The sequence below is a fragment of the Pseudomonas sp. 05L36 genome (assembly GCF_056398125.1).
Genome location: NZ_JBFTOU010000046.1, coordinates 1 through 15,786 on the forward strand (window position 1 = coordinate 1; position 15,786 = coordinate 15,786).

Consider the following 15,786-nt stretch of genomic DNA (forward strand, 5'->3'; position numbering starts at 1 on the left):
GCCCCAAGTAACCAAGGGCTCTTGCCCCTGACGTTCGGTGCCTCGCCCAGGCTCGGCATGCCCTCGCTCCGGTCCTGCTCCGTGGGCCCGCCGCGATCGGCCATCCATGGCCGTGCGCGGCTAACCCGGCATCCATGCCGGGTTGCCCACTGCGCAGAACCTGCGCTCGGCCTCWCGAGGGGGCGTGCACCGCAACAGCACCGCGAGGCGAGCTAACGCTCGACCTCGTTGTTTGGTGGTGCACGCGTTCCCCTGTAGGAGCTGCCGGAGGCTGCGATCTTTTGATCTTGCTTTTGCGATCTGGAGATTGCTGAAGATYAAGATCAAAAAGATCGTCCGAACGCGGCCCGAACCTTCGGCAGCCCCTACAGATATTTCGTTATATGTGTTCCCCGGAATTCCGTGAAGAACTTTTTTGAGCCATCCTGCATCATTAAACTATCACTCGGACATTCTGCTTTCTCGATGCCAGAGTGTCGGAAAAAGCTCGTGCTCCATAGGTACATCTGATGCCAGAGCATCTTTAAGCCCAGGAAAGTCGGGGGAGGTGGCCCAAGGTCTCGGCGCATGCCGCACGTCATCGCCTATGACCCTCACTGAAAACGCGCGGCGACGGTTATGCCCGCCCACGCCAGCAGAGGCATGCAAGGTCAACATGTTGAAACACACCATGTCCCCCGGCGACAACGTCCATCCGAGAATGGGAAAGTCCTCGCGATGGCTTTCAATATCCGGTAGCTCGCCCAATGTTCCCTCGGAAAACCATTTGGCCTGGCTGTCCATGAAGGACCGAGGCATCAACCAAGGGCCTTTGTGTGAGCCGGCGATGAACTCGAGGGTCGATTCCCTGGGCACGGGGTCAACTGGAATCCAGAAACTCACGGTGTCCGACCCCGTGATGTTGTAGTAAGGCTGGTCCTGGTGCCAAGGTGTGCGTTGGCGCGTATTGGGCTCTTTCACCAGCAAGTGATCATGGTGCAGGCGCACCCGTTGGCTGTTCAGCAGGGCGGCCGCGATGGGGGCGATGGCGGAGTTGAAGATGAAGTCGCGATAGTGTGCATTCTCTTGCCAGTTACAAAAGTCCTCGAAGAACCATCCCGGGTCCGTAGGGCAGCTCGCCACTTTTGCGCGAGGGCTGGGATGGGCAAGGTTGCGCTCGATGCCTAGCGTTAGTTCGCTGATTTGCTGCGCAGTAAACGCATTACGGATGCACACTGCACCATCAGTTTGAAAGGCACGTACAGTCTCGTCGCTGACGGGGATGGCAAAACGAGATTCACCGCGTTGCGTCATTTCGTTCATGGGGATTGCCTCATTCGCCGTAAATATCGAAGTTGAAGTACTGCTTCGCGATCTGGTCGTATTGGCCTGATTGGCGAATGCTGGCAATGGCCGTGTTCAGCTGCTCTCTGAGATCAGGCTCGTTTTTTCGGACACCGATAGCGACGCCATCGCCAATGATGCTTTTGTCGGTGATGGGCTCACCGGCGAAGGCAAAGCCCTGGCCCTGAGGCTTTTGCAGTAATCCGATGTCGGCTTGTACCGAGGCCTGGAACGATGCATCCAGGCGTCCGGTGATGAGGTCTGAAAACACCTGGTCCTGGGTTTGGTAGGTAAGGATATTGACGCCTTGGTGGCCCCATTGCGACTTGGCATAGCTTTCATGCAGCGAGCCTTGAACCACCCCAACCGACTTGCCCTTCAATGATTCTGCCGTCGGCAGCAATCCGGAGTCTTTTCTGGCAACGAGAGAAGACGGCGCGGTGTAGATTTTGTGGCTGAAATCGACCTGCTGGCGACGTGGCTCGGTGGCGCTGAATGCAGACAGGATGGCGTCAAATTTTTTCGCCTTTAACGCCGGGATCATGCTGTCGAAGGTCTGCTCGACCCAAATACACTTGACCCGCAACTCGGCACAAAGGGCATTGCCCAGATCGATATCAAAACCACTCAATGAGCCATCTGGCTGCTTTTGCTCGAAAGGTGGGTAGCTAGGGTCGACGCCGAATCTGATCACCGGTTCTGCCTGCGATAGCGGGGTGATGATCAGCCCGAACAGCAGAGTGATGTATTGAAGTTTGCGTAGTTGCATGATGACCTCATTTTTTATTGGTTTTCACGTTTTGGCAGGTCTTTGCTCAAGCGTTGAGTGGCAAGAAGGCCTCAGTCAACTTGACCCAATAGCCAGCGCCCCGAATCAGGATGTCGTCATTGAAGTCGTAGCGAGGGTCGTGAGCCATGCAGCTCTTTTCACCGTCGCCATTGCCGATGATCAGATAGCTGCCAGGGCATTGCTGCAGGAAGTAGGCGAAATCCTCGCTGCCATTGAAGGGCACGATGTCGTTCATCACCTCGTCCTCACCGAGCCAGTCGATGGCCACCTGACTGGCAAACCGGGTCATTTCTTCGTCATTCACCAGCAACGGGTAGTCGGCACTGTAGTCGATGTCGGCGGTCGCGCCGAATGCCTGCGCCTGGGCGTGAATGAGGTGTTTTATCTGGCGCTCCAGGCGGTCCCGGACGGCGTTGTTCAGTGAGCGGACGGAAATCAGCATGTGCGCGCTGTCCGGGATCACGTTGGACGCCTTGCCTGCGTTAATGGCCCCGACGGTGATAACGCTCATTTCCTGAGGTGAAGTGTTGCGCGAGACGATTGTCTGCAAGGCCATGATGATGCTTGCGCAGACCACCACGGGGTCGACGCTCAGATGCGGCATCGCGCCATGACCGCCTTTTCCGTGAATCGTGACATTGACCTGGTCGGCGGAGGCCATGAAGGGGCCGGCTCGGAACCCGAGTTTTCCGACAGGGTAGCCTGGCATGTTGTGTGCTGCGAACACTGCATCGCAGGGGAACTGTTGCAGCACGCCTTCCTGAATCATTCGTCGGGCGCCGGCCAGACCTTCTTCGGCCGGCTGGAAAATCAGGCGGACGGTGCCATCGAACGGATGGCCATGGGCGAGGGCGTAGGCGGCGGCGAGGAGCATGACCGTATGCCCGTCATGGCCACACGCGTGCATCTTGCCCGGTATCCGGCTTGCGTAGGGGAGCCCGGTTTTTTCCAGAATAGGCAGTGCGTCCATGTCAGCCCGTATGCCGATCACACGCGAACTGGTGCCTTTTTTCAGCGTGGCGATGACCGCGGTTTCGGCGAAGCCGCGCGTCACGTCATAACCCCATTTGATCAATCGTTCGGCTACCAGCTCACTAGTCTCGACCTCCTGATAACCGAGTTCAGGGTTGGCATGGATCTGGTGGCGCAGTTCGCGCATTTCCTGCTCAATCTCTTTTAACAGCGTGATGGACTGTGTCATTGGCAGTGTTTTTCCTTGGTGACCAAGAGGAGAAACCAATCTGTCGCAAGGGCCACAATCGACGATGGCTTACGGCATCATGCGTTTCATCAAAGTGCCGGGGCTTTTTCTGGTACGGTCTTTTGGTGAGGTTCGAAGCCCAGGTGGTGTTGGTCCGAGAGTAGTGGGCCAAGGCAGCAGCTGACAGGCAATCGAAAGTGAACAAGGCAACCCAGGGTTAACACCGGCGGACACTATGAAGTTCTATCAACTCAATGCACTCGTGGCGGTGGCCGACGCGGGCAGCATCCGCGGCGCTGCAAAAAGGCTCGACACTTCGCCGGCAGCGGTCACCAAGGCCATCCAGAAGCTGGAGGCAGACACCGCCACACAATTGCTGATCCGTAATACCTCAGGGATTGTGTTTACCGAGCTCGGCAAAAAGTTGTTGATTCAGGCACGTCTGCTGGTGGCACAGATGGTCAGCGCCCGTCAGGTATTGCCTGATTGCAAGGGGGAACTGGAGGGGTGCTTGTCGGTTGCCGTGACACCCTGGTTGGCGATGACGCTCATGCCAAAATCCGTCGTGCGTTTTCGCCAGCTGTTTCCAAAGGTACAACTTGAATTGTATGAGGGGCTTTCATCGGTCGCGTGTCCGCTGCTGCGGGATGCGAGCGTCGATCTGTTTATCGGACGGCTTGATACCCGGTTTTCCAGCACCGACCTGACCTATCTGCCGCTGTTCACGGCTGATTGTGCGGTGGTGGCCCGTCAGCAACACCCGTTGTCGAACAGCAGGACCATGGAGGATCTGGCGTCGGCTGACTGGATACTGGCCTCGCAACAAGATGGAACGATTTCGACGCAGGGGCATGTGCATTTCGCCCATTCGCTCTCGATCATCTTGAGCCTGCTGCGTGAAACCGACATGTTAAGCATCTTTCCCTGGCCGCTGGTGGAGATATGTGCTCAGCGCGAAGGCTTGTGCGCCTTGCCTCTGCGCGAGCCGGTCGGCAGTGCCTCGGTTGGCGCCATCAGCCGAAGCGGGCAGCCCCTGCGGCCGGCGGCCGAGCGGTTTCTGGAGTGTCTGATCGAAACCATTCACCTGGAGATGGGGCATGCGCAATCTCCTTATCGGCGCATGTTGCAGACCGTCGATTTGTTGGTCTGAGAGCTGTTATCGAAACTGAGTGGAACGTCACTGGTTTCATGGTCATACGTCACTGCCTGTTCCTGGCCAACTCCTGCCAGATCAATTGGCCGTTCTTGACGTAGTCAGTTGAAGAGGAAGTTACTGGTGCTCAGTCAGGTTGAGCGTGTCCTTCCAGAATCTCAAATCCATCATCAAGGGGGGCGTACCCCACAACTTTTCTGGTCTTCTCGATAGAAAGTCGCTTATATCTGTTATCTGAGACCCCGTGGATAACATGAAATCCGCTCAGCTCGGCCTCGACGCAATTTCTAAGTAGTGCGACAACATCCCTGATACTAATAAAAGCAGCTACATCCCTGTGACTGTGGTTTTCCCCTTGGTGAAATATAGCTACGTTTGCAATACGGACTGCGATTGTTGTCATTTGACCATCGTTTGCATACATCGAAGCCAGCGCTTCCCCGAACGCTTTGCTGACCCCGTATAGATTGCCTGGCTTAGGTGCCATACATTCATGTATCTGGACATCCTCTGGATAACCTTCGATAGCCTGAGCGCTGCTCGCAAATATAAAGCGCTCGCAGCCTTGAGCCTTTGCGGCGAATAGCATGTTGTAGGTGCCCACAATATTCACAGGGAGCAGGGAGGTCATGAAATCGGCGTCTGGGCGAGGGTCAGCAGCTAGATGAATCACTGTATGTATGCCTTCGCAAGCTTCAAGGCAACTGGCTTGAACGCTGATGTCGAGAGCAAAACGTTGTGCCGATTGCGGAAGTGTTGATACATCCATGTCGGCTAAACGCAAATCTGATTTATCGTAGTGCGCTTTCCAAAAAGCGCTGCCGATTCGGCCCGCAGCACCTGTGACTAAAATTTTTCGCGCGTTCATTTCAGCATGTCCTTATGGTAAACGTCACTGTAGCTTCCCAGCGTCGTGGTCGGTTGACAACCTCCAATGAGAGTAACAAGCGTCAACACGTCCGCTTCTGGCCCAGAGTGTGTAAAACGCCTTCGCGAACCCTTGCTATGATTTCTGAGGATTACATCGCAGGGATCGCCCATGAAGCGCTTTATCCAAGGTGAACATCGAGGCCAAGGCACCTTACTTCCCGAGAGTCTCGACGACTACATCAGCGATACCAACCCGGTGCGCGTAGTCGACGTCTTTGTCGATGAACTCGAGCTGGTCTCCTTGGGTTTTGACGGTGCTATCCCAGCCGACACAGGCCGGCCTGCTTACCACCCAGCGATCCTGCTGAAGATCTACATTTACGGTTATCTCAACCGCATCCAGTCGAGCCGACGTTTGGAGCGAGAAGCCCAACGCAACGTCGAGCTGATGTGGCTGACCGGGCGGTTGATGCCCGACTTCAAGACCATCGCTGACTTCCGAAAAGACAACAGCAAGGCCATCCGGGGCGTCTGTCGCCAGTTCGTCGTGCTGTGTCAGCAGTTGGGACTATTCGGAGAAAATCTGGTCGCCATCGACGGCAGTAAGTTCAAGCCAGTCAACAGTCGCGACCGCAATTTCACCAGCGCCAAACTGAAGCGGCGAATGGAAGAAATCGAATCGAGTATCAACCGTTACCTGACGGCACTCGATGCTGCCGATCGGCAAGAACCCACAGCTTCAGAGCCCAGTGCCATGCGGCTGGAAGAGAAAATCGCCAAGCTCAAAACTCAAATGAAGGAGCTTCAGGCGATCGAAATCCAGCTCAATGAATCGCCGGATAAACAGTTCTCACTGACGGATCCAGACGTCCGCTCCATGATGACGCGCGGCACGGGAATCGTCGGCTACAACGTGCAGACAGCGGTCGATACGCAGCACCACTTAACTTGTTGTCCCGCTCGCTCCTGTAATATGCCAGCCCTCACCACCACGAGCTTTGAAAATGGATTCTCACTCGATTCTGACTTTTACCTTGGTCGCCGCGATTGCTATCGCCAGCCCAGGGCCTGCGACCTTGATGGCGATCAACAATAGCCTGGCCCATGGGCAGCGCAGCGCCGTATGGTCATCGCTCGGCAACGCCAGTGGCCTGTTCTGCCTGTCGTCCGCTGCCATGCTGGGGCTGGGGGCGCTGCTCGCCAGTTCCGAATGGTTGTTCAACGCGGTGAAAATCATCGGTGCCGGTTATTTGTTCTACCTGGGCATCAGACAATTGTTCAAAAAGGGCCCGATGCTCCCGGACGGGATTCAGGATAACTTGAAGAAAAGCCGGCCGACTCGCTCCAAGCTGTACAAATCGGCCTTCCTGACGGCGGTGACCAACCCCAAGGCGACGATGTTCTTCACCGCGCTGTTTCCGCAGTTCATCGATCAGAGCACGGCATTGCTGCCGCAATTTCTGATCCTCACCTCGATCTTCATGGCATTGTCGGTGTCGTCCCTGAGCCTCTATGCCGCGCTCGCCTCGCGGGCCAAGGGTGTGCTGACCCGGCCTGCGCTGTCCCGCTGGGTTAGCCGGGTGGTGGGGTCGACATTCATCGGTTTCGGTGCTGCCATTCTGACCATGCGGCGGCAGGCGGCGTAAGGGGAGTCGGGCTTGTAACTCCGGTAACTGCGGGCTGGTGGTAACGTAGCCGCATCATGTTCTGCGGTATTCGTGTTGCAGGCTGCGAACGTGCTCGCTGGGCGCTGTGTTACCACTTCCTGGTGGATGGCGCCCTTGCTCCAGCAGTGGGCGTCGGAGTGCCAGGTAGATGCCGACCGCATGGTGATCTCCGATCCCCCGTTGCTTACCGCAGGCGCAGCGTCAGGTCACAGCGATCTGATGCTGCAACTTCTACGCAGCCATTTCTCCCCGGCATTGGCAAATGCCGTTGCACGAACGCTACTGATAGACGGCCGACAGCTGCAATCGCCCTTCATGGTTCCGGCAATGATGGCTCAGGGAAATGAATTGATCGCAAAGCTGACGGCTCATATCGAAGCCTCACTACCGGCGACCATCAACGTCAGTACGCTCGCATTCGACTTTGGCTTGTCAGAGCGAACGTTGTCTCGACACATACACAAGGCTACCGGCTACAGCCCGTTGCGGCTGATCCAGAGTGTCCAGGCCAATAAAGCCCGGGAGTTGCTGGCAAACAGTAAATACTCGGTCGATACCATTGCCGAACGCGTCGGATACCGGGATGCCACATCTTTGCGGCGATTGATGAAAAAAAATGCTTAACGCAACACCCCGGCAATTGCGTTAAGCCGATATGTCTCGCTCCTTTTAAAGTGGTCGATTAAGTAGAAGCAAACGTGCCGCCAGCGCTGTCATAACCGCAGCGAAGCTATAGGCTCCCAGGCGTTTGGAGATCATGCCTTCGCGAAGGCGCATATGCAGCTGTCCGGCACAAAATCCGAGTAGGGCATGAAAGATCAATGCGATAAGTGCAAGCAATAACCCCAAGAACATCAATTGCGAGGTGACAGTACCGGTACCTGCGGTGACGAACTGCGGCAGAAACACCATGAAAAACAACAGCGCCTTGGGGTTTAACAAGCTGTTGAGCGTGGCTTGGGCAAAGATCTTTCTCATCGAGGCCTGTGTAGCTTGAGACTGAGTATCCGTAGAAGGAGTCTTCAATGCCTGCCACGCCAGCCACATCAGATAACCAGCGCCGGCCCAGCGCAGCAAGTCAAACGCCGGCGCCCAACTCATCACTAACGCACCGAGGCCTGCGCTAACCATGATGGTCATCAGCACGTCAGCCAGGGTTATTCCTAGCGCAGCGGCGAGGCCGGCGCGCCATCCATGAGCAACAGCATGGCTGCTGACGATGGCCATGTTAGGGCCAGGAACGATCAACAACAGCAAGGCGGCAACAATGAACAGATAAAGGTCAGTGGTATCCGGCATAGGGCATAAGTCCGTGAGTGAGGAGTCATGCTAACCAGTAGTAGATAGGCAGGAGCAGATACAGTGCGGATGGATTTGGCCGCAACAGTCTGGTTTGGAGAGGGAAAAGTAATGTTCGTACAAACCGACGCCAAGACCCGAGACGATAAGAACAACTGCAATGATTTTATTGAGCGACAGGCTCTCATTGAAAATCGTGACAGAACCGGGCAGTCCGAATACCGGCAAGCATGAGCGGGTCGATCGCCGAGAAATTCACGCGCCATATGGCCGTCATCGAAATGGCGAGCAATAGGTGTCGGGTTTTCATACGGATCTTCCTTGATGGATCGTTGACAATTGCAACGTGAAAAACCACAGCACCAGGGCAGTCGCGCTGATCGAGGCGCCCAGCAGGCTGACGGCTATCCAGCCCCATAGCGCATAAACCTGCGTCGCGGCGGCAGCGCCCAGTGCACTGCCCACCGAGTAAAAGCACATGTAGGCACCGACCATGCGACTTTGCGCGTCGGGTCGTGCCGCGAAAATCAGGCTCTGGTTGGTGACGTGTACGGCTTGCACCGCGAAGTCGAGCAAAAGCACCCCGCAAACCAGGGCGATCAGTGACGACTGTGCAAAGGCGATGGGCAACCAGGACAGCGTCAGGATCGCCAGCGAAATGCCCGTAACGCGTTGCCCCATACCTTGATCGGCCCAGCGACCGGATCTTCTGGCAGCCAGGGCACCGGCGACGCCAGCCAGGCCAAACAGGCCGATGACCGTGTGTGAAAGCGACAGCGGTGGGGCGCTCAACGGCAGCACCATGGATGTCCAGAGCACGGAAAAAGCGGCAAAGATCAGCAAGGCCAGCAGGCCCCTGATGCGCAAGACCGGTTCGGTCATGAACAGCGTGAAGAGCGACCGGATGAGTGCCGGGTAGGTGTATCGACTGCGTGGCGTCACTGCGCAAGGCAAGACTTTCCAGAACACTGCCGCGAGGGTCAGCATCAATCCCGAGGAAACGAAATACACGGCGCGCCAGCCCGCCAGATCGGCGATCAGCCCGGAGGTGAATCGCGCCAGAAGTATGCCCAGGACAATGCCACTGGTGACGGTTCCCACGGCCTGGCCACGTTGTGACGGCGTTGCCAGCACGGCGGCATAGGCCACCAGCACTTGAACCATCACTGCCAGCAAACCCACAACGATCATGGCCCCCAACAGGGCCAACCATTGCTGTGCTGCGCCGACCCCCGCCAGCGCAATCGCAGACAGCAGCACTTGAGTCAGAATCAGCCCTTTACGGTTTAACAAGTCACCCAGCGGGACGATGAACAGCAACCCCAGCGCGTAACCGACCTGGGTAGCCGTCACTACAAAGCCGATCATGGATGAGGCCACACCCAGGCTCTGAGCCATTGAGTCGAGTAAGGGTTGTGCGAAATAAACGTTGGCGACTGCCAGCGCGCAGGTGACCGAAAATAAAAACGTGAGTGACGGAGAAAGCCCCGAAGCCTGCGTGACGAAAGGCTGGGTGGCTGAGTCGGTATCTGCTGTCACATGAGCCTCCGTGGCGTTAAGCTGGTTTCAATTAAAAACCGGATTCCATTGTTGCTGGATCAGGTTTCAAATTGCAACCACATTGCTCAAGATTGAACGACAGGCTTGGCAGTCCTTATCCAAAAGGTAAACACGATGGTCGAAGACGCTTCATCGCACAGCAGCGAATGTCCGGTAGCACGAACACTGGAAGCCATTGGGGATCGATGGTCGCTCATGATCATTCGCGATGCGTTTGACGGCATTCGCCGATTCAGCGAATTCCAGAAAAGCCTGGGGGTGGCCAAAAACATCCTGGCATCGCGCCTGAAAACCCTGGTTGAGGTCGGTGTATTCGACGTTCAACCTGCTTCGGATGGCAGTGCCTACAAGGAGTACGTCCTGACAGAGAAAGGACGGGAGATCTTTCCGGTTGTGGTCAGCATGAGGCAGTGGGGCGAACGCTTCCTGTTCACGCGGGAAGAGACGCGTTCTGTGTTGTTGGACAATACGTTCGGCCAGTCCCTGATGCCGATTGAAGTTCGCTCCTCGAGCGGTCAAAAACTTGGGCCGTCTGACTGCCACAGAGTGAGAGTGGTCGCCGACGAGTCGTGAATCGACAAGTGACACCCTCAAGCGGATGCCTCCTGCGCTGAGCTTTGTCGAATGAATCGCTCAATCAGCCATCTCGCGGCCGGTCCCGGTGGCAGATCCGTGCGGTAAATGACGTCAAAGGCATAAATCCCGCTCTGGTATTCCGGCAAGTTCAGACGTACCAGCCGACCGGCCTGCAGGTCTTCCTCGACCATCGGACGGGGCATGTTCCCCCAGCCAATACCTTCACGCAGCAGCATGTGCTTGGCGCCCAGGTCCGCCAGGCGCCAGGTGCGGTTACTGAGGAGGGCGAAATCCTTGTCCTTGGTCAGCAGCGAGCGGTCGGACAGCACCAGTTGCGTGAACTCTCGCCCGGCGCCCGGAACATTGCTGTCGCTTGATGCCAGTGGATGATTCGGTGCCGCCACCGGAATCAACTCGACGCTGCCGACGCCAATTCTTTCGATACCGTCGATGCCCTCGTTCATCGGGCCACTGACGCCGATGATTGCGCCACCGTTGATCACCAGGGCGGTGACGGCGCCGAGCGCTTCCATATGCAAGTGCAGGGCAACCGTAGGGAACTCTTCGCGAAAGGATTTGAGTGCATCCACCACGCGCTCGGGGGGCAGCATGACATCGAGCACCACGTGGACTTCGGCTTCGAGCCCCTGAAGCAAGCCTTTGACCTTGGCGCGTAGTCCATGGATGCCGTTGGCAATGGTCCTGGCTTCGGCCAACACGGTGCGACCGGCATCGGTGAGCTGGGGTTTGCGGGTTGTCTGGCGGTCGAATAGCGACACACCGAGCTGCATTTCAAGGTTGGCGATCGAGTAGCTGATGACCGAAGTGGCGCGGTGCAGTTTTCTGGCGGCCGCCGCAAAACTGCCGACTTCCACGACCGTCAGGAACACGCGCAGTTGGTCCAGTGTCGGTGTTCCCGGGTCAGAGATCATGTCTGTTTCCTTGAATCAGACGTCGCTTGGCAAGTTGCACGATTGAACTCCTTTGCCGGTTACGTAGGTCTACTTTTCTAATTTATCGAATCTAATGATCTAAATTAGTCGGCTATTCAGATTAGCTGACGAAGAGCAATATTTCCTCACCCGGGCGGTTCCTGTCGAATCGCACCCAATTCAAGGAAATACCCCATGACGACTTCGGCAAACATCGCTCAAACAACCACCTCTGAACAGAGCCGTTCCGACGTGACACAAGCCTCGGCCTCGTTGATCGGCCGCGCACTGCTCAGCGCAATCTTCATCCTTTCCGGTTTTTCGAAACTGGCAGCTCCGGCCATGATGGTCGGTTACATCAGCTCGGTCGGGCTTCCGCTTCCACAATTGGCATTGGCGCTGGCGATCATTGTCGAGATCGGCGGTGGCCTGGCATTGATCGCCGGTTATCGCACCCGCACCGTTGCCGCCGTCCTGGCAGTGTTCAGCGTGTTTACCGCACTGGCGTTCCATAACGCACTGGGCGATCAGAACCAGTTCATCCACTTCTTCAAGAACATCGCGATGGCCGGTGGCCTGCTGCAGGTCGTGGCCTTTGGTGCCGGTCGCTTCAGCCTCGACGCGCGCCGTCGTTGATCCCCCCGCGCTGCGAAGGCTGGTCCCTCGCAGCGCAATGCTTTTCTCCCTTCCTTTTCAAAAGTCGAGACCTCCATGAATGCCATATGTTTGTACAAATACGGCAGTCCTGAAGTTTGGTTCTTCACGGAATTCCGGGAAACTGTAGGAGCGAGCTTGCTCGCGATGGACTCAAGACCGCCGCGTTTAGACAGAAAATACGCGTTATCGTTAACGACCTTCGCTGGCAAGCCAGCTCCTACAACAAACCGCGTCCTGGTCGAAAATGAAGTGACTTCCCGGGGAGCTGTAGGAGCCGGCTTGCCGGCGATGGACTCAAGTGCACCGCGTTTATCCAGTTTACTCGCGTTATCGTTAACGACCTTCGCTGGCAAGCCAGCTCCTACAACAGACCGCGTCCTGGTCGAAAATGAAGTGACTTCCCGGGGAACTGTAGGAGCCGGCTTGCCGGCGATGGACTCAAGTACGCCGCGTTTATCCGGTCCACACGCGTTATCGTTATCGACCATCGCCGCACCGCAGCTCCTACAAGGGAGCGTGCCCACGTTTTTTTGGTTCTTCCCGGGATTGCGTGAAGAACCTGAAGTTTTACGTCTGGGAAATGCGTAGCTTTGCTACCCGTTACTCGTGTACCCGATCAAGCGCTCGCCGCACCTGATTCAACAGGTGATCGACATCCTCGGCGGTGGTGGCGAACGAGGTGACAAAGCGAACGATGTTGGGTCCCCAGCGATCATGGTAGAAGCCGAACCCGGCCTTGAGCAGTGCTTCGATGATTGCCGAGTCCAGACGACAGAACAGGATGTTCGCCTCAGTGCCACCGAGCATTTCAACGCCGCTCAGGCCGGCAAGTCCCTGCGCCAGGCGCTGGGCCGCAGCGTTGGCCTGGCGTGCATTGCGCAGCCAGAGGTCGTCGGTCAGGTACGCGTCGATTTGCGCCGAAAGGAAACGCATCTTGGAAAAGAGATGGCCTGCGCGCTTGCGCCGGTAATTCATTTCGGCTGCGAGCGAGGTGTTGAACAGGACGATGGCTTCCGCCGCCAGTGCACCATTCTTCGTGGCTCCAAACGACAGGGCATCCACGCCTGCCTTCCACGTCATCTCGGCCGGGGAGCAACCAAGCGACACCAGGGCGTTGGCAAATCGGGAGCCATCCATATGCAATCCCAGGGAAGATGACTTGCAGACGTCACCGATGGCTGCGATTTCGTCCAGGGTGTAGATGCTGCCGACTTCGGTGGCCTGAGTGATGCTGACGCAGGCGGGCTGGGTCGTGTGTACGTCGCCGACTTTTTCGCGAGTCCGCTCGCGCAGGCGGACGATGTCCAGCTTGGCCGCCGGGCCGTCGACGGTCATCAGCTTCGCACCGTTGGAAAAGAACTCCGGCGCGCCGCATTCATCGTTGTTGATATGACTGGCCGGATGGCCATAGATGTTGCCCCAGGGGGGCGTCATTGCGCTCAGGCACAGGGCGTTGGCGGCGGTGCCGGTGGGCACGAGAAAGACCTCCACGTCACGCTCGAAGATCTCGCAGAACTTACGCTGGACCTGCGCCGTCAACGCGTCTGTTCCATAGGGGCTCGCCTGGCCCGTGCTGTGTTTCACGATGGCTTGTGCCACCTCCGGCGATGCGCCAGCGATGTTGTCACTTGAAAACCCCAGCGCGGGCGGTCTGTTTGTCTCACCGTTCATCATCCAGTTCTCGGCTGCGCAGGCGAAGGTGTTTCGCCCGTATTGGCGCATCCTATGGAGAGGGACGGTTGTCGCGCTTGTAAAAAATTGACGGCCGCCTGATGGCCGACGCCCTATGTCCTGTAGCGGGAGGGTGCGACGCCAAATGCCTGTCGAAAGGCGCGGTTGAAATGGCTTTGATCGTAAAAGCCGACAGCGTGGGCGACCTCGATGATCGGTTGCCCGCTGCGTGATAGCAGGCCACAAGCCCGTTCAAGACGCAGGCGAAGCAGCCATGCGTGCGGCGTCATGCCGATGGTCCGCTTGAACTGCTTAAGGAACGGGAACCGGCCCAACCCGCACAGGCCAGCGAGATCATCGAGGGTGATTCGCTGATCGATCTGGCTGAAACAATAGTCCCTGACGCGAGACCATTGCAGGGGTGATAGCGTTCCGGTAATCGTCTCGGGCTTGATCGCCCGTGACTGGCGTAACAGGCGTTCAAGGACGGTGATCCATTGCGTCTGCATCGCCAGGCTGCTGGGCCTTACAGTCTGCTGCATCGCTTCATGTAACCCGCGCAGGTTGCCGAGGAGCCGCGGGTCGTCCAGCAACACACTGGCCAGCTCCAGGTCACTTGGCCGACCGCTGATCTCCTCGGTGATACTCGCAACCAGCGCCTGCGAAAGGCGAAACGTCTTGAGTGTATAAGCGCCGCCGCCCTCGGACACACCATCGTGAATCTCACCCGGCGGCATCAGGGCAATACTGCCCGGACCTAAAAGAAACGACTCGCCTTTGGATCGATGACGCTGGATGCCTTCGGTGACAAAACCAACATGGAAATCGAGGTGGTAATGGCGATCGAAACCGGTGTCCACAAAGCGAGCGGACCCCAGCACCAGGCCTGGTACTTCGGACACGTGATGGTACTTGGCATGCTCAGTCATGAAACCCGTTCAACAATCGGCGAGGAGGGTGGGGACTGCAAAGTCTAGGGCCACCAGCGGAATAGATCCATGGGTTGCCAGCCATTGGCCTCAGGTTGGATATGTTTGCTCATTCGTCGTACAGATGGATGAGTGCAATCCAATTCACCCGACTACTCAATCAATCGGACTATCCCTACTGTTTCAGGTATCGAGCCGTGAGGCTCGTCGACTTTTCCACCCAGTCACCCTTCATAGGTAAACGACCATGTCAGACACCCGAAAACTCATCGCCGTCGTCGGCGCAACCGGTCATCAGGGCGGCGCCGTTGTGCGTGCGTTGCAGGCAAACGGTCAATTCAAGGTCCGTGCGTTGACGCGCAATCCGGCCGAACATCCGCAGTTGGCGGACGAAGTCATGCTGGCGGATCTGACTCGTGCGCAAACACTGAAAGCCGCGTTTGCCGGGGCACACGGAGTTTTTCTGGTCACCAATTTCTGGGAGCCGGGTACGGACGAGCACACCCAGGCGCTCGCGGCCGTTCAGGCGGCCAAAGCGGCCGGCGTTCAGCACTTCATCTGGTCGACGCTACCGAACGTGGAGGCGATCAGCCAAGGCAAGCTCGATGTCCCGCATTTCACCGACAAGGCAAAGATCGACCGAATCGTGAGCGAGGCCGGATTTGCGCACCACACCTTCGTGATCGCTCCGTTCTTCTATCAGAATCTGCTGGGTGCAATGGCGCCGCAGCAGCAAGCAGACGGGACGGTGGGATGGGCGCTGCCGCTCGATCCGCGGCAGCGCGTCATTCACATGGGTGACATCACCGAACTCGGCCCTGTCGTGGCAGGTGCATTCGCGCAGCCTGAACTGGCCGGGAACGGCGAATACTTGCCGATGGTGGGCGACTTCCTGAGCTTCAACGAGGTCATCACCGAGTTGAATCGACTGGGACACAACGTCTCGTTCAAGCACATCTCGCAAGAAATTTTTTCCGGCTGGTTCCCCGGTGCGAAGGAAATCGCAGAGATGCTCGCCTACTTTGAGGCTCACACCTATCTGGGGGCCGACTCACGTGAAGCCATTGCGTTGGCCAACAGCGTTGCCGGCCGAGAGCCGACGAAGTTCGCCGCGTGGGCTCGGGAAAACTTTGCGATCCCGGCCATCGCCTGACGCAT

Annotated in this window: 14 protein-coding genes and 2 pseudogenes; 7 read left to right on the forward strand and 9 right to left on the reverse strand. The window is 57.2% G+C overall.

The window, feature by feature from the left end; all coding sequences use genetic code 11:
• Window positions 1–441 precede the first annotated feature (441 nt).
• From AC1DKH_RS28835 to AC1DKH_RS28845, 3 genes are read right to left on the reverse strand one after another with little or no spacing between them, the layout of a single operon-like run.
• Window positions 442–1,302, reverse strand: a complete 861-nt coding sequence (locus AC1DKH_RS28835; RefSeq protein ID WP_477755259.1) for a phytanoyl-CoA dioxygenase family protein — start codon at window positions 1,300–1,302, stop codon at window positions 442–444.
• Window positions 1,303–1,312: 10 nt separating this feature from the next.
• Window positions 1,313–2,092 carry an ABC transporter substrate-binding protein gene (locus AC1DKH_RS28840; protein ID WP_477765253.1) on the reverse strand — a complete coding sequence of 260 codons (780 nt, stop codon included), beginning with the start codon at window positions 2,090–2,092 and terminating at the stop codon, window positions 1,313–1,315.
• A gap of 46 nt (window positions 2,093–2,138) precedes the next feature.
• Window positions 2,139–3,314 carry a M20 aminoacylase family protein gene (locus AC1DKH_RS28845; protein WP_477800046.1) on the reverse strand — a complete coding sequence of 392 codons (1,176 nt, stop codon included), beginning with the start codon at window positions 3,312–3,314 and terminating at the stop codon, window positions 2,139–2,141.
• A 235-nt stretch (window positions 3,315–3,549) separates the two neighbouring features.
• Between AC1DKH_RS28845 and AC1DKH_RS28850 the strand changes: the two genes are divergently transcribed.
• The gene (locus AC1DKH_RS28850) at window positions 3,550–4,464 is read left to right on the forward strand and encodes a LysR family transcriptional regulator (protein WP_477755262.1); all 915 of its coding nucleotides are present in this window, start codon (window positions 3,550–3,552) and stop codon (window positions 4,462–4,464) included.
• A 130-nt stretch (window positions 4,465–4,594) separates the two neighbouring features.
• Here AC1DKH_RS28850 and AC1DKH_RS28855 read toward each other — a convergent pair whose 3' ends face one another.
• Window positions 4,595–5,335 carry an NAD-dependent epimerase/dehydratase family protein gene (locus AC1DKH_RS28855; protein WP_477755263.1) on the reverse strand — a complete coding sequence of 247 codons (741 nt, stop codon included), beginning with the start codon at window positions 5,333–5,335 and terminating at the stop codon, window positions 4,595–4,597.
• Between the two features lie 171 nt (window positions 5,336–5,506).
• Here AC1DKH_RS28855 and AC1DKH_RS28860 point away from each other — a divergent pair.
• The 3 genes and pseudogenes from AC1DKH_RS28860 to AC1DKH_RS28870 all read left to right on the forward strand — a co-directional run.
• Window positions 5,507–6,283, forward strand: a pseudogene (locus AC1DKH_RS28860) (transposase); the annotation flags it as partial.
• Window positions 6,284–6,341: 58 nt separating this feature from the next.
• Window positions 6,342–6,983, forward strand: coding sequence for a LysE family translocator (locus AC1DKH_RS28865; RefSeq protein WP_477800047.1), 642 nt, complete (start codon window positions 6,342–6,344; stop codon window positions 6,981–6,983).
• A gap of 27 nt (window positions 6,984–7,010) precedes the next feature.
• Window positions 7,011–7,653, forward strand: a pseudogene (locus AC1DKH_RS28870) (GlxA family transcriptional regulator); the annotation flags it as partial.
• Window positions 7,654–7,673: 20 nt separating this feature from the next.
• Here AC1DKH_RS28870 and AC1DKH_RS28875 read toward each other — a convergent pair.
• Window positions 7,674–8,303, reverse strand: coding sequence for a LysE family translocator (locus AC1DKH_RS28875; protein ID WP_477755264.1), 630 nt, complete (start codon window positions 8,301–8,303; stop codon window positions 7,674–7,676).
• A 306-nt stretch (window positions 8,304–8,609) separates the two neighbouring features.
• A complete protein-coding gene (locus tag AC1DKH_RS28880; RefSeq protein WP_477800048.1) occupies window positions 8,610–9,842 on the reverse strand; it encodes an MFS transporter in 1,233 nt (410 codons plus the stop codon).
• 135 nt (window positions 9,843–9,977) lie between these two features.
• Between AC1DKH_RS28880 and AC1DKH_RS28885 the strand changes: the two genes are divergently transcribed.
• Window positions 9,978–10,436, forward strand: a complete 459-nt coding sequence (locus AC1DKH_RS28885; RefSeq protein ID WP_477800049.1) for a winged helix-turn-helix transcriptional regulator — start codon at window positions 9,978–9,980, stop codon at window positions 10,434–10,436.
• Window positions 10,437–10,453: 17 nt separating this feature from the next.
• Here the strand turns inward: AC1DKH_RS28885 and AC1DKH_RS28890 are convergent, their stop codons facing one another.
• Window positions 10,454–11,371 (reverse strand): LysR family transcriptional regulator, encoded by a 918-nt coding sequence (locus tag AC1DKH_RS28890; protein ID WP_477800050.1) that lies wholly within the window; start codon window positions 11,369–11,371, stop codon window positions 10,454–10,456.
• 195 nt (window positions 11,372–11,566) lie between these two features.
• Between AC1DKH_RS28890 and AC1DKH_RS28895 the strand changes: the two genes are divergently transcribed.
• A complete protein-coding gene (locus AC1DKH_RS28895; protein WP_477800051.1) occupies window positions 11,567–12,007 on the forward strand; it encodes a DoxX family protein in 441 nt (146 codons plus the stop codon).
• Window positions 12,008–12,628: 621 nt separating this feature from the next.
• Here the strand turns inward: AC1DKH_RS28895 and AC1DKH_RS28900 are convergent.
• Both AC1DKH_RS28900 and AC1DKH_RS28905 read right to left on the reverse strand, forming a co-directional pair.
• Complete coding sequence (locus AC1DKH_RS28900) at window positions 12,629–13,702, reverse strand: threonine aldolase family protein (protein ID WP_477800052.1); 1,074 nt, start codon at window positions 13,700–13,702, stop codon at window positions 12,629–12,631.
• 110 nt (window positions 13,703–13,812) lie between these two features.
• Window positions 13,813–14,628 (reverse strand): helix-turn-helix transcriptional regulator, encoded by an 816-nt coding sequence (locus tag AC1DKH_RS28905; RefSeq protein ID WP_477800053.1) that lies wholly within the window; start codon window positions 14,626–14,628, stop codon window positions 13,813–13,815.
• Between the two features lie 247 nt (window positions 14,629–14,875).
• Between AC1DKH_RS28905 and AC1DKH_RS28910 the strand changes: the two genes are divergently transcribed.
• Window positions 14,876–15,781 (forward strand): NmrA/HSCARG family protein, encoded by a 906-nt coding sequence (locus tag AC1DKH_RS28910; RefSeq protein ID WP_477800054.1) that lies wholly within the window; start codon window positions 14,876–14,878, stop codon window positions 15,779–15,781.
• Window positions 15,782–15,786: the final 5 nt, after the last annotated feature.

Coding starts and splice junctions, on each gene's coding strand:
- AC1DKH_RS28835 (WP_477755259.1), bottom strand. CDS start 1,302: ATGAACGAAATGACGCAACGCGGTGAATCTCGTTTTGCCATCCCCGTC.
- AC1DKH_RS28840 (WP_477765253.1), bottom strand. CDS start 2,092: ATGCAACTACGCAAACTTCAATACATCACTCTGCTGTTCGGGCTGATC.
- AC1DKH_RS28845 (WP_477800046.1), bottom strand. CDS start 3,314: ATGACACAGTCCATCACGCTGTTAAAAGAGATTGAGCAGGAAATGCGC.
- AC1DKH_RS28850 (WP_477755262.1), top strand. CDS start 3,550: ATGAAGTTCTATCAACTCAATGCACTCGTGGCGGTGGCCGACGCGGGC.
- AC1DKH_RS28855 (WP_477755263.1), bottom strand. CDS start 5,335: ATGAACGCGCGAAAAATTTTAGTCACAGGTGCTGCGGGCCGAATCGGC.
- AC1DKH_RS28865 (WP_477800047.1), top strand. CDS start 6,342: ATGGATTCTCACTCGATTCTGACTTTTACCTTGGTCGCCGCGATTGCT.
- AC1DKH_RS28875 (WP_477755264.1), bottom strand. CDS start 8,303: ATGCCGGATACCACTGACCTTTATCTGTTCATTGTTGCCGCCTTGCTG.
- AC1DKH_RS28885 (WP_477800049.1), top strand. CDS start 9,978: ATGGTCGAAGACGCTTCATCGCACAGCAGCGAATGTCCGGTAGCACGA.
- AC1DKH_RS28890 (WP_477800050.1), bottom strand. CDS start 11,371: ATGATCTCTGACCCGGGAACACCGACACTGGACCAACTGCGCGTGTTC.
- AC1DKH_RS28895 (WP_477800051.1), top strand. CDS start 11,567: ATGACGACTTCGGCAAACATCGCTCAAACAACCACCTCTGAACAGAGC.
- AC1DKH_RS28900 (WP_477800052.1), bottom strand. CDS start 13,702: ATGATGAACGGTGAGACAAACAGACCGCCCGCGCTGGGGTTTTCAAGT.
- AC1DKH_RS28905 (WP_477800053.1), bottom strand. CDS start 14,628: ATGACTGAGCATGCCAAGTACCATCACGTGTCCGAAGTACCAGGCCTG.
- AC1DKH_RS28910 (WP_477800054.1), top strand. CDS start 14,876: ATGTCAGACACCCGAAAACTCATCGCCGTCGTCGGCGCAACCGGTCAT.